Below are 13,287 nucleotides of genomic sequence, written 5' to 3'. Positions count from 1 at the left end.
CATGAATAAATAAAGGCTTCCTCGAGGTTCGAGGAAGCCTTTTTCTTCAGCCTCTTTTTCCGGCGCTCTCATTCAAGCGCTTGGCTTCTAAAAAGAAGACTTGAATGAATTTTTTTGTATTGACTCGTGCGGACGTCATTGCAGCAGCGGAGTCTTTTTGCAGCTCTTTCATTTTTTTGCTGATGACTGTAAAGTCAAAAAACCTTGAAGCATAGCTTTCAAACTTCGGATTTGAAAAGTCTGTTAAACCGAGTGATGCAAAGTGATTTAACGAATGGCTGACAGCCCGCCGTATCCGCTGCTCAGACGCTTTGACCTCCCGGTTGATATCTACGGGGGGAGCGGCTGGTCCGAGCTTTTCCTCTGCGATCTTGATAAAAATGTGTTTAAGCGGAGGAAAATTCTTTTCGTATAGTGATGTTTGTTCATCGTCAAATAAATATTGAAGGATGGCAATTAAATCTTTAGATCCGCTTTCACCGACGATGCCAAGCTCAGAAAGGAGAAATTCCCCCGTTTCCTGAATGCTTTTTTCTCTCAGCGCGTTTCTTCGTCCGCCATTCACATTGACGAGACGATTTAAAGAAGACTGTATATCTTGAATCGATCGTTCAAGGTCAATCCGTTCCTTGACTTTTTGAATGACATTTAAAATTTCAATTCTGTTAATCGGTTTATGGATATAATATTCGATCCCGAGAGAGTACGCCTCACCGATCATTTCTTTTGATTCGACCTGGGAGATCATGATGATTTTTCCTGAAAAAGACCCCTGCAAATGGCGGATCGTCTCGATCCCGTCACGAATCGGCATTAAAAGATCGACAAATAAAATATCAATTTGCTGCAAATTTAAAACATGTCCTTCTAATTGACAGCCGTCCTCCGCTTCACCGGCTGCCTCTCCCAAATCTTCGTCTTCAATAATTTGCTTTAAAATGGATCGTACAGCACGGTCATCATCAGCGATAAAAAAACGCATAAGGTGGTTCACCCTTTCTGAATCAATGGTTGAATGGGAAGTCTGATCGAAAAAACGACACCGTTCGGATGACTGCGGAATGCGATTCCGCCTCCAAGCTCTTCGACAGCTTCCTTTACATAAGAAAGTCCGATTCCTGTTGAAGGGGTGCCAAACTCATCATACTTTGAAGTATATCCAGGCTCAAACACCACATCTCCGATTTTCTCGGGAATGCCGGGTCCGTCATCCTCCACTTGGCATTCCATCATTCCTTCGCCGCTCCGATAGAGGCTGAGACGGATGCAGCCGGTTTCTTCAATAGCCTCCACTGCATTGGCCATTACATTATTGATCATCGACAATATTGTATAAACATGGTATTTCGGATGTTCTCCCGAAATTGTATATTGAAAGTCTATATCCTTTCCAAGCGATTCGGCATACTTGTGATTAATTCCAATCACAAGGCGGACCAAATCATCCGCATTCATATAATCTCTGAAGTTTTCATTAGAGATTAATTTGGAAAGTCCGGCAAAAATACGCTGATTATCCTTTTTGACTTCGTGAATTTCACCTGCAAGCCTCAACACCTTCTGGCTGAGCGATTGCTCTAAAGGATTTTCCCGGCTGCGTTTATTCAGGAGCCGGTACAGCTGATAGGAATCATTTGTGATCTGCTCTGTGTTTTTCAGCGTTTTTTTTAAATGAATGGTTTCTTCATATAAGTTTGAAATGATCATCAGCATATGCTCATTTTGTTCACGGATTTGCTTTTCCCTTGATTGTGACTCATACAGCTTCATAACATTAAAAAAGCTCAGCACGATAAAACTGTGGGAAAAGGCAATCGCCATGATATCGCGTATTTTCTCCGGTGTGACGGTGGATGCGAATGTCAAATATTGAACGGTTAATTCCGCTCCGTCTGCAATGATTTCAATGGCAAAACCGAGAAACCCAATGAAAATCGGCCGATATTGAAATCGTTTCACCTTTGCCAAATAAAACAGAAAAGCATACGTGAAATAAAAGAAAGAAGTTGGATAATGGTGATAAAAGGCTGACAGCCAATCGGCATTTTCCCGGCCGAGAACGTCAAGCAGCACCCGAAAGGCGACAATCGCCGCACCGGTTAACAGACCAGGCAGCACAGCCGGTACATTTCTTAACAGCAGCAAAAAAAAGAAAAATGTCGGTACGCCAAAACTAATGCGAAAGGTCTCATTCAGGGGGTAGAACTTCAGTTCACCTGCAAGCGGCACCGTTAAAAGCATCAACAACAAAATATAGCCGTCTTTTTTGACAAGCTGGCCGACTTTCTTAATCAAATTTCCCCATTTTTCACCAAACATGCTGATCCCCCATTATACTGTGTTGCTTTATTTTGACGTTAATTGAACATTATTCGCAACTCCCATTTTACCCACTGTCCATTCGATTTTTAAATCCATCGGCTTATTTTTTAATTAACTTTGTCGTTTTTTGTATGATCTTGTAGGTTCTATTATAAATTGAATTTATATTTTCTCAATTTGAAAACGCTTATATTTTCCCGCAAATCACTCCCTTGTGTTTATCCAAACCCCTTTTACCCAAGAAAGAACAGACTCTGAATCAATCATCGCGGCAGCGGCAATACCCCTTTTGCTCGCTGCCGCCATGCCTAAATCGCCGCTAACAGAGTCCCGTATTTTTCAGTAAGCTTGCGACTTTATCAAAGGTCAGATTGGAGGAATTTCGATGAATGAAGCTGTAAAAGAACGTTATGACGCCGATTTCTGGCAATCACGCCTTGAGAATTTAGTCGAACACTATCGTCCTTTTTCCGTCAGCGGACGCAACGCCGAATATATCCCTGCTTTAGGAAAAATCGATTCGAGCCAGCTCGGCATTTGCGTCATTGGCTCTGATCAAACCATGATCAAATCGGGGGATTGGGATGTCCCCTTTACACTGCAAAGCATCTCTAAGGTGATCAGTTTTACTGCCGCTTGTTTGACGAGAGGAATTTCGTATGTATTAGACCGCGTCGATGTAGAACCGACAGGAGATGCGTTTAATTCCATCATCCGCCTTGAGATGCATAAACCGGGAAAGCCGTTTAATCCAATGATCAACGCCGGAGCGCTGACTATCGCTTCGATTCTGCCGGGAGAAACGGCTCGGGAGAAAACAGATTCGCTTTATTCAACCATTGAAAAAATGATCGGAAAACGCCCTGTCATCAATGAGGAAGTCTTTCAGTCAGAATGGCAGACCGCCCATCGGAACAGAGCTTTGGCTCATTATTTGAAAGAAACCGGGTTTTTGGAAGCCGATGTCGAACAAACGCTTGAGGTTTACCTTAAACAATGCGCCATGGAAGGAAGCACCGAGGATATCGCCCTGATTGGCATGATTCTATCAAACGACGGATATCATCCTTTCCGCGGCGAACAAGTTATTCCAAAGGATGTCGCAAAACTGACAAAAGCTTTAATGCTGACATGCGGCATGTACAATGCATCAGGAAAATTCGCAGCCTTTGTCGGCATTCCCGCAAAAAGCGGCGTTTCCGGCGGAATCATGTGTGCGGTGCCTGCCAGCCTGAAAAGGGAACAGCCTTTTCAGACCGGATGCGGCATCGGCATCTACGGACCGGCCATAGATGAGTGCGGCAACAGCGTAACAGGCGGAATGCTTTTAAAACATATGGCCCAGGAATGGGATCTTAGCATTTTTTGAAGATAAAACGAAAAAAGAGGTGAAAGTATGCAGCAATTCCTTCAAGAAGTCATCGGTGTCACAAATGATTTTCTTTGGTCAAAACTTTTAATTATCATGCTTCTTTCTTTAGGATTATTTTTTACGTTTAAATCGAAGTTCTTTCAAGTAGGTTTACTGAAAGAGATGTTTCGGGTTTTAAGAGAAGGAGCGCCTGATAAAAATGGAATATCACCGTTCCAGGCATTTTGCATCAGCATGGCTGCCCGTGTGGGGACAGGCAATATTACGGGGATTGCGATTGCGATCGCCTTAGGCGGGCCCGGGGCCATCTTTTGGATGTGGGTCATCGCCATTATCGGTTCGGCTTCAAGCTTTGTCGAAAGCACGCTGGCGCAGATCTATAAAGTGAAGGACAAAAACGGCTTCCGCGGAGGACCTGCTTATTATATGGAAAAAGGGCTCAAAAAACGCTGGATGGGTGCACTGTTTGCCGTGCTCATCACCTTGTCGTTCGGTATCGTGTTTAACGCCGTCCAATCCAATACGATAACGGTTGCCTTTGAAAATTCATTCGGCACAGACCGCCTGACGCTGGGTATCATCATCACCATAGCGTTCGGCATCATTACCTTTGGCGGAATCAAACGCATCGCCAAATTATCTGAATATATTGTCGTTTTTCTCGCTGTTTTGTATATTGGTGTGGCCGTATTCGTGATGCTGATGAACATTACGAAACTGCCTGAAGTCATCTCTTTGATTGTGGGACATGCATTCGGCCTTGAACAAGCCGCAGGCGGAGCCGTCGGTGCGGCGCTGATGAACGGAATCAAGCGCGGTCTCTTTTCAAATGAAGCAGGGATGGGGAGCGCGCCGAATGCAGCGGCGGCGGCGACCACGAGCCATCCGGTCAAACAGGGTCTTGTCCAGGCTTTGGGGGTCTTTACAAGCACATTGGTCATCTGTTCAAGCACAGCCTTTATCATCTTATTTTCCGATGCATACAAACAGCCGGAACTGAGCGGCATCGAATTGACGCAAGCAGCCCTCAGCACACACATCGGCGCATGGGCATCAGGCTTTCTCGCCATCATGGTGTTTTTGTTCTCGTTCAGCACCTTAATCGGCAATTATTACTATGGGGAAACAAATATTGAATTCCTGCATACGAATAAAGCTTGGCTGATGGTTTACAGAATCTGTGTCCTTGCCATGGTTATCTTCGGCTCTGTATCAAAGGTTCAGCTTGTCTGGGATCTGGCCGATTTGTTCATGGGCTTTATGGTCATCGTCAACTTGATTGCAATTTTCCTGCTGTCCAAAGTGGCATTCGCCGCCTTGAAAGACTATGTAAAGCAGCGAAAAGCCGGCAAAGATCCGGTCTTTTATAAAGATGTCATTGAAAACCATGAAAGCATCGAATGCTGGGAACACTCCGAAACTGCCCAAGATGCTAAACGCAAAAATGCGATGTAAATAACATGCCGCCCTGGTAAGGCGGCTTCAGATTGTTGACAAAATCCTAAAACGGTTTAAAGTTTTAGGATTTTGTCATCCTTTCAGCGTGATTGAAAACCCTCGCAGTCTAGGAATGACGAGCATCGGGCTTTCACAGGACGTGATGACGGCGGCGTTCAGGCAGGACGCCTGAGCGATTAGCCCGCCGTTCCTTCCTTGAACATGAGCACCGACGCGCAGACCTAACAACGAATGCGAGGGTTTGTCGACACGCTGATGCCGCCCTGGTAAGGCGGCTTTTTTATCTTCTAAACAGCATGCTGAAAATCCCTCTTTTTTTCGGCTTCTTGGGCTTCGCCTCCTCTTTTAAAATACCTTTCTGTTTTGCTTCGTTTAGCCATTTGGGAAATTCATTGAGAAGCGAGTCATATAATTCGTTATCTGAAAGTCTGTCAATATCTTCTATTTGGATAAAATTGGCGTTGTCGACATAACGGCCCTCCATCGTATCTAGTTTTTTAAGAAAATCGAAGTTTCCACTCCCAATCCCGACAAACTGCCAGAATAATGGTTGATCTGAGGACGCTTCTATAATAGGTTTGATCGACTTTTTACAGCCGCCGTCATTGATAAAAATGATAAAAGCAGGATATGAGCTCGGCTCTTCAACCGTATATTTTTGTAAAACATCTTTCATAACCGGCGGCTCATTATTCCTTCCAAACTTATGCACTGAATCATTTTCGATGATTTCCCTGTTTACATACCCAGAAAAATCCCTTTCTGTCACCGGAGTCAACCGCGAAAATTTGTGGTCATATACCCAAACATCAAGCACACCGTCATCATCAAATCGATCGGCGACAGCCAGCAGCCTTTCAACGGTCTTCTGCACGGTTCCTTTTTTATAGAGGCCTCTCATTGAACCTGTGATATCCAGCACTAAGCCGACTCTGGCCGTCACGCTGGTTAATTGTTTTTTCTCCAGAACGATATTCAGACTTTTCTTTTGCAGGTCTATTGTCATTTCCAAATCTCCTTTTTATAAAAAACGCTTGTATCACACCAGTTTTTTACGAGTCCGGCATATCAAAAGTTTCAGTTTGCCATTAACTAAAAACCTTAAATTGGATAACCTCCTTCAGAGTTAGTTAATCAATGCTAAAATGAATGTAAATAGGCTCTGTTTGAAGCCATGTTCTCAGGTAAAATGTGGCGGGAATGATCAATTTAGAGATGCTTTAGACAAAAGAATGCAAGAAATGAGGTTCCAAATGACAAAGAAACGCAGCCGCATATGGCAGGCATCACTGACGTTGGCAGCCATGGCGGCGGGATTATTATCGAGGAAAATGTCCGGTATGCTGCCGGACATTGTGAATTCATATGCAGGGGATGCTCTTTGGGCGCTGATGATTTTCTTCGGCTTTGGATTTTTGTTCAGTCGGGCCGCTACGAAGACCGTTGCACTTGCCGCACTCTCATTTTGCTATTTGATTGAATTCAGCCAGCTTTACCACGCCCCATGGATTGACGATTTGAGAGCTGCGCCGCTCGGAGGACTCATCCTTGGGTACGGATTTTTATGGAGCGATTTATTGGCTTATCTGCTGGGCACAGGAGCAGGAGCCATGTTTGAACGCATGATGCACACAAGAAAAAGACAGCCGTAAAGCTGTCTTTTTGGGGAAGATTTACACCCTCTGATTTTGAGTCTTTTTACAGTTTAAAACAAACATGACAAGTCCGATAATAAGAAGGATGGGTCCAATGAGTAAAGCACGATACAGGCCGTCATTTCCTGTATTCGGCAGCAGGTTGCCTCCTGTTTTTTCGACATGCCCAGTGTCTCTATCCTTTTTGGCAGGAGGAGCTGCGGTATTTGTCTCTTCCTTATGATTCTCTACCGCATGCTTTACGATTTGCCCATCTTTTTTGATTTCAAATGCGAATGTCTCTTCATTTAAAATATATCCTTTCGGGGCGATCGTTTCCGTGTATGTGTACTTCCCGTAAGGAAGTCTGTCAAAACGGGCGACTCCGTTTTCATCTGTCTTTCCTCTCGCAATTTCTGCGCCTTCTTTATTATGAATGACAAATTCCGCACCTTTTAAACGGGTATTTCCATCGGCTACATCCGTTTTGGTCAGTTCAAGCGATCCGGTGATTTTTCGATTGGATGCTTTCAGCTTTACGGTCTCACCGAGTTTTGAAACCGAAAATCGAAGCGGTTCAGGGTTTAGCACATAACCGGCAGGCGCTTTTTTCTCTGTGAATGTATAAGAGCCGTACGCTAAGTCTTGAACAGAAATTCTTCCGTCCTCGTCTGTTTCATATTCGCCGATTAGAGCGCCATCTTCGTTTTTCAGCTCAAAAACCGCACCCTTCAGCGTTTTTTCCGGGGATTCTTCATCAACCTTGATGAGCTCTGCATGACCCCGGATATGTTTGTTCTCAATATGAAACTCTACAGCCTGCCTGTGCTCCGTGATATTGAGCGGATGTTTAGTCGCATCCGGCACAAAGCCTCGCGGGGTCTTTGTTTCTTGAACGGTGTAATGCCCATAGGCGACATTGTCAAAGTAGGCTTCGCCTTTCTCACTTGTGACGGCGGTTTTCAGCTTTTCCCCGTTCTCTCTAAACAGGGTAAATTCAGCCCCTTTCAGATCATGGCCGTTTTCATCCGTCTTCTTGATCTTTACGCTCCCGGAAACCTTTTGGTTGATAAACGTCAATGTAGAGGTTTCATCTGTATGAACGACCACGGTTTTGGGGTCAGGGTTTAATACAAATCCCTTCTTTGTTTTTGTTTCAACCGCTGTATATTGGCCCAATGGCAGATCATGAACCATAGCTTGTCCATTGTCATCGGTCACAACAGAAGTTATTTTTTCACCGCTCTCATTTTTAATATCAAACGCTACGCCAGAAAGAGGCGTATGATCCTCATCCGTTTTTACAATTTGAATGGCGCCTTTTGTCTCCCATGATGCCGCCGCAGTTGCCTGAATATGTTTCGTTACGCTTGATAATGAGACAACATCTTGATAAGTGCCGTCAGATAGATACTTCATCGTCACGAATTGATTCAGTTCCGCATCGATGAACACTTCCATATTTGACGTCGGGGTATTTTTCGGCAGCATGATTTTAAATGATTCATTTGTTTTAAATAAATTTTTCTTGTTTCCGTCGGTATCCGTCACCACAGCTTGTTTCGGTGCATTTTTTAACGATACCGTATATGTACCCGTTGCAGTACTTTTTACCGTATAAGGCTCTGTTATCAGATGGTTTCCGTGAATTGACGCTTTTGCGTGGTCAGGCGTCACTGAAACCTTGATGTCCTGTGTATCATCTGTATGTTCCGCTTTCTCTAAAAGGGAATGAACTGCTTCTTCAATACTCTCATCACGATATGTAAGGCTGCTTTGTTTTACTTCACCGACCGCAATCCAAACAGCCATTTGCGTCGCATAGTGAGCCTTTGCCTTGCTCGATACTCCCAGCTCAGAAGGGGCTGCGTTCGGATAACCGTATGATAATATGCGATACACCTTATCACTCATCTGTCCGTTCGACGGCATATCGGTATGATCAGGCGAGCTTTTTCCCGGCTGCAGACAGTATGCCAGCCTTGTCGGATCATCCGCCGCTTTAATCTGCTCTGTCGGCAAATAGCCGCCAATGCTTGAATCAAAAGCCCAGCCGGTTACTTTCGTAGTGGGATCGCCGGCAAATGTATCGGCCAATGCCCGAGGGGATGTTAAAGTGAATAGCGAGCTTAAAATCATCAGAAAAACAGTCAACAGCAGAAATGGCTTCTTTACATTCATGGTCTCACTTCCCTTTCTTTTAAAAGCGTTTTAGATTCGTTTCTAAAAAGGAAGTGAAGGGCTTAACCTGAATCAAAAAAGAAGACCAGGCAATGGAGTGTTGAAGAAGATGCCAGAATATCAAACACCTCCCTCCTGCTGCTTCATCATACCATAATTACCAGAAAATTCTGAGAGAAATTCGGATTATTTCCACAATCCCTTTATAGCGCTTTTTTCTTATGATTCATCCCTCTGCTCGGGCTAATTTCATAAATAATATCCCGTTTTAGAGACAAACTATTGAATAAAGGAGGCGGATAATATGAAGTTGAGCAACAAACTTATCCTGGGATTAACGGTTTCGTCGCTTGCCGGCAAGTTTCTTGAAAAGATGCTGATAAAAGACAATGTCAGTCCCAATACGGTCACCTCATTCAATGAAGACTCAGATATTCCAAACATAGATGCATCCTCATATATCCATCATTTTGCATCAGTTATCGGCAGTGTCACAATCGGGCGAAACGTTTTGATCGGGCCTTTTTCATCGATCAGGGGAGACACGGGATTGAAAATCTTCATTGGCCATGATTGCAATATCCAGGACGGAGTGGTCATGCACGGTTTAAAAAACTATGAATACCACAATCCCATTACAGAGCATTCCGTTTTTAAAGACCGTGAAGCGTATTCCATTTACATAGGCGAAAAAGTTTCACTTGCCCCGCAATGTCAAATTCACGGCCCTGCCCGGATTGATGGAAACGTTTTTGTCGGTATGCAAAGTCTTGTTTTTGATGCTTATGTTCAAGAAGATGCAGTGATCGAACCGGGGGCAAAAGTCATCGGTGTTACCATCCCGCCGAAACGATATATTCCGGCAGGGCAAGTGATTGCAAACCAGGAGGATGCCAATCAGCTTCCTGAAATAACCGATGCCTATCCATATCATGATCTGAATGCAAAAATCACAGCCGCCAATCTTGAATTGGCAAAAAGTTATAAAAAGGAAGAAAGACAATGGAAACAGTGAAAGAAATTTTACTCGTTTATGGACGAATCATCACCATTCTGCCGCTTTTACTAATCGTCACATTGTTTATGGGAAAACGCTCGATCGGGGAAATGCCCGTCTTTGATTTTTTAATCATTCTTACACTGGGAGCCGTTGTAGGAGCTGATATTGCCGATCCAAGGATTGAACATTTGCATACTGCCGCTGCTATTTGGGCGATCGCCCTGTTGCAAAGGCTGACTTCAAAAATCATGATAAAAAACAAGCTGCTGGGACGTCTGATTACATTTGAACCGACCATCGTCATCAAAAATGGAACATTCATCGTCGGCAATTTAAAGCGAATCAGATATTCAATCGATAATATTCTGCAAATGCTTAGGGAAAAAGACATTTTCAATGTCAGTGATGTTGAAATGGCGTTTGTAGAGGCAAACGGAAATTTAACGGTATACAAAAAGCCAAATAAAACAGAAGTCACGGTAGAAGATCTGGGGATTCAGAAGAGCCGCGGGGGATTCTCATATCCGGTGATCGTTGACGGTAAAATGTATACGTCTGTCCTTTACCAATTGAATTTGACTGAAAACTGGCTTAAAAACCAGTTGAAAAAGAAAGGGATCAAACGAATCGACGAGATTTTTTTCGCTTCTGTAAATGACAATCATGAACTGCATTTTTCGCTGGATAATGATACGACGAAGGTTGAACCTGAGGTATTGCATTAAAAAGTTCCGGCATGTTTTAGGCGCACACCGGAACGGATTTTTCCTTTCATCAATCGTTTTCAAAACAGTAGTCATTGTGAATCATATAATATTCGAACACTTGCTGCAGCCACTCTTCTTCTTCTTTTGTATAAGGCGATGGAAACTTGTTTGCCAGCTGCTGCGATTCTATCGTCTCCATCTGTCCTAATGACGACAGCACGCCCTCTCCGACAAATTCCAAACTCGCCTTCATATGCCGGTCGGCCATCTCCTGCACCTCAGGATCATCAACCGGCTTCCCCTTAAGCCTTTTGACTTCCTTAGATAAACGAATAAACGCTTGATCCAATTTAGCCATCTCTTCTTCGGGTTTATTGAATAACTGGTCAGCAAAGCTTTTTGACATCTGCTGTTCAAGCCATATGCGCTGCTCCTTCTCTGTTTGAATGCTGCTCATCAGGCTCATGAAAACAGAGCTGTCCATTTCCTCTTCCTCCTCCAGCAGATGGATCGCCCGGCTGATCGCTTTCAATCCTGTTTCAATATGCTCCTTTTTCTCCTCAAGCACCCTTTTCTGTTTCTGCAGCGCCTCAATCAGACTGGCATCATAGCGGGATTCATTCATGAAAGCGCGAATTTGTTCAAGACTGTACCCTAGAAACTTAAAACATGTCATTCTCTGCAAATCCATCGCATCCCTGTCTGTGTAGAGACGGCGGCCGGAACCCGGCTGTTTTTCAGGTTTCAATAGGCCGATTTCATCGTAATAATGGAGCGTCCGAATGGATATTCCAGTCATTTCCGAGAAAACGCCGATCGAATAATACTCATCTTTTTTCATATGAGACACCTCCTACTGACGATTCATATCAATCATAGCGCCTCACGCTGCTGGAGGTGCAAGCTTATCTGTTCAAAAATTCCACATATTCTATAATGGAGCCGTCGGAATGCCTTAAAGTCATGTTTTTTGTCCGCGCAACTTTTTTCATGTCGCGAATGACGGCAGCTCCTCTGCTGATGATTTACATTCCTCCAGAGAATCTCGTTTTTTAATAAAGCCTCTTTTGAACCAGTAAGAAGGAAAAGGCTGCATTTCCATATTCATCTCACGATATTGAAACCTAAAACCCGCTTTTCGATTCAAAAGCTGATTGTCTGTATAAAGCCTTGTTTCATTTTTGAGTACTTGCAAAAAAACAACCGCCGATCCATTGGTTTTGTGCCATTTTAATGCGGTGGAGGCTCTTCGATCATGTTCTGCAAGTCTTTTTTTACATTGCCCGCTTCCGTTCCGATCACAATCTGGATATGATGCCGGTCAATCTTGATCACACCGTGCGCTCCTAATTGCTTTAGTTTTGCTTCATCGGCCAATGACGTATCTTTTAATTTCATTCGCAAACGGGTCATACAGTTTTCACATACCACAACATTCTCACGGCCGCCGATATGCTTGAGAATGCCTGCAGCCATAGTCTGATGCGGCTGATTTTCTCCAGGTATTTCCCTGTTCTCTTCCGATCAATGGAACGTTTCGCTTTGTAATCACAAAGTAAAATGTAACATAATAGAGGGCAAAAAAGGCAAGGCCGACCGGTATGATCAATAATCCGCCATCTGATAAATTAAGATTCAGCATATAATCGATGGCGCCCGCTCCCCATGAGAAGCCATGCCGAATTCCCAGCAAACAGAGCACTGCTCCGGCAAGCCCCGTATAGATCGAATGAAGAAAGTACAATAAAGGTGAAGTAAATAAAAACGTAAATTCAACCGGCTCTGTGATACCGGTGATAAATGATGTCGCAGCTCCGGAAGACATCAATGCTTTCGTTTCTTTTTTTCTTTTTCTTGCGGCCTGTGAAATGGCCAATGCGATAGCCGGAATGCCGAACATCATCGTGATAAAAAAACCGCCGAGAAAATATCCGGCTGTCGGATCTCCATTTAAAAACCGCGTAATTTCTCCTGTTAACGCCTCTCCTGAAGCCGTCTTATAACGCCCGAGTCCAAAATAAACATACGTATTCATCACATGGTGAAGCCCGAATGGAAGCAAAAATCGGTTGAGAAATCCGAAAACAAACACCCCGAAAGCGCCGAGCCCCACAAGCGTCTGGCTAAAAGCATCGATCGCCGCCTGGGCATAAGGCCAAACGACGGAAAACAGCCCCGCCACGGGAATCATGATCAAAACGATCATGGTAATCGGAAACTTCTCTCCGCCAAAAAATGAGAACATGCTTGGAAGCTGCGTATGCTGAAATTTGTTAAAGATGAAAGCTGCCATTAAACCTGCAATCACCCCTCCGAACACACTCATGTCAAGTTCCGGATTCATGATACCCAGCCCTTCTTTTAATACGGCGATCGCCAAGTATCCCGTAAGAGCGGGTATTCCTTTATTTTTGGCATTCGCCAGGCCCATGGCAATGCCAATGGAAATCAACACATCCATATTGTTCAAAATGACGCCTGACGCCTGAAAAAGCGGAATATTAAGCATGTCTTCCGCAGAAAGACGGAGCAATAAACCTGCGATCGGGAGGACGGTAATCGGAATCAGCAATGACTTTCCTAATAACTGAAGAAAGTGTTTCATTCCGGTAT

The 13,287-nt window shown here is 44.0% G+C and carries 11 protein-coding genes and 1 pseudogene; 5 read left to right on the top strand and 7 right to left on the bottom strand.

Annotated features, from left to right (window positions below; genetic code table 11):
- Window positions 1-46: 46 nt before the first annotated feature.
- Window positions 47-982 (bottom strand): DNA-binding domain-containing protein, encoded by a 936-nt coding sequence (locus BTA30_RS00500; RefSeq protein WP_076757957.1) that lies wholly within the window; start codon window positions 980-982, stop codon window positions 47-49.
- A gap of 8 nt (window positions 983-990) precedes the next feature.
- Window positions 991-2,319: a sensor histidine kinase gene (locus BTA30_RS00495; protein ID WP_076757955.1), complete on the bottom strand. Its 1,329-nt coding sequence runs from the start codon at window positions 2,317-2,319 to the stop codon at window positions 991-993.
- A gap of 388 nt (window positions 2,320-2,707) precedes the next feature.
- Between BTA30_RS00495 and BTA30_RS00490 the strand changes: the two genes are divergently transcribed.
- Both BTA30_RS00490 and BTA30_RS00485 read left to right on the top strand, forming a co-directional pair.
- Complete coding sequence (locus tag BTA30_RS00490; RefSeq protein WP_076757954.1) at window positions 2,708-3,691, top strand: glutaminase; 984 nt, start codon at window positions 2,708-2,710, stop codon at window positions 3,689-3,691.
- Window positions 3,692-3,718: 27 nt separating this feature from the next.
- Window positions 3,719-5,149 (top strand): alanine/glycine:cation symporter family protein, encoded by a 1,431-nt coding sequence (locus BTA30_RS00485; RefSeq protein WP_076757953.1) that lies wholly within the window; start codon window positions 3,719-3,721, stop codon window positions 5,147-5,149.
- Between the two features lie 283 nt (window positions 5,150-5,432).
- Here BTA30_RS00485 and BTA30_RS00480 read toward each other — a convergent pair whose 3' ends face one another.
- Window positions 5,433-6,158, bottom strand: coding sequence for a vWA domain-containing protein (locus tag BTA30_RS00480; RefSeq protein WP_076757952.1), 726 nt, complete (start codon window positions 6,156-6,158; stop codon window positions 5,433-5,435).
- 247 nt (window positions 6,159-6,405) lie between these two features.
- Between BTA30_RS00480 and BTA30_RS00475 the strand changes: the two genes are divergently transcribed.
- Entirely contained in the window at window positions 6,406-6,804 is a 399-nt protein-coding gene (locus BTA30_RS00475) for a ribosomal maturation YjgA family protein (RefSeq protein ID WP_076757951.1), read from the top strand.
- A gap of 21 nt (window positions 6,805-6,825) precedes the next feature.
- Here the strand turns inward: BTA30_RS00475 and BTA30_RS00470 are convergent, their stop codons facing one another.
- Entirely contained in the window at window positions 6,826-8,967 is a 2,142-nt protein-coding gene (locus BTA30_RS00470) for a thioester domain-containing protein (RefSeq protein WP_076757950.1), read from the bottom strand.
- Window positions 8,968-9,271: 304 nt separating this feature from the next.
- Between BTA30_RS00470 and BTA30_RS00465 the strand changes: the two genes are divergently transcribed.
- Together BTA30_RS00465 and BTA30_RS00460 are read left to right on the top strand one after the other, a co-directional pair.
- The gene (locus tag BTA30_RS00465; protein ID WP_076757949.1) at window positions 9,272-9,982 is read left to right on the top strand and encodes a gamma carbonic anhydrase family protein; all 711 of its coding nucleotides are present in this window, start codon (window positions 9,272-9,274) and stop codon (window positions 9,980-9,982) included.
- The gene (locus BTA30_RS00460; protein WP_076757948.1) at window positions 9,970-10,692 is read left to right on the top strand and encodes a DUF421 domain-containing protein; all 723 of its coding nucleotides are present in this window, start codon (window positions 9,970-9,972) and stop codon (window positions 10,690-10,692) included. Before BTA30_RS00465 ends, BTA30_RS00460 begins: the two co-directional genes overlap by 13 nt.
- A 49-nt stretch (window positions 10,693-10,741) precedes the next feature.
- Here BTA30_RS00460 and BTA30_RS00455 read toward each other — a convergent pair whose 3' ends face one another.
- The 3 genes and pseudogenes from BTA30_RS00455 to BTA30_RS00445 all read right to left on the bottom strand — a co-directional run bounded on the left by BTA30_RS00455 (window position 10,742) and on the right by BTA30_RS00445 (window position 13,279).
- Window positions 10,742-11,515 (bottom strand): MerR family transcriptional regulator, encoded by a 774-nt coding sequence (locus BTA30_RS00455; RefSeq protein ID WP_076757947.1) that lies wholly within the window; start codon window positions 11,513-11,515, stop codon window positions 10,742-10,744.
- A 147-nt stretch (window positions 11,516-11,662) separates the two neighbouring features.
- The gene (locus BTA30_RS00450; protein ID WP_076757946.1) at window positions 11,663-11,869 is read right to left on the bottom strand and encodes a hypothetical protein; all 207 of its coding nucleotides are present in this window, start codon (window positions 11,867-11,869) and stop codon (window positions 11,663-11,665) included.
- Between the two features lie 35 nt (window positions 11,870-11,904).
- Window positions 11,905-13,279: pseudogene (locus tag BTA30_RS00445) on the bottom strand (PTS transporter subunit EIIC).
- Between the last annotated feature and the right edge of the window lie 8 nt (window positions 13,280-13,287).

The sequence above is a fragment of the Bacillus swezeyi genome (assembly GCF_001969815.1).
GTDB lineage: Bacteria > Bacillota > Bacilli > Bacillales > Bacillaceae > Bacillus > Bacillus swezeyi.
Note: the sequence above shows the minus strand (reverse complement) of the source record. Positions and strands in the feature narration are given on the sequence as shown.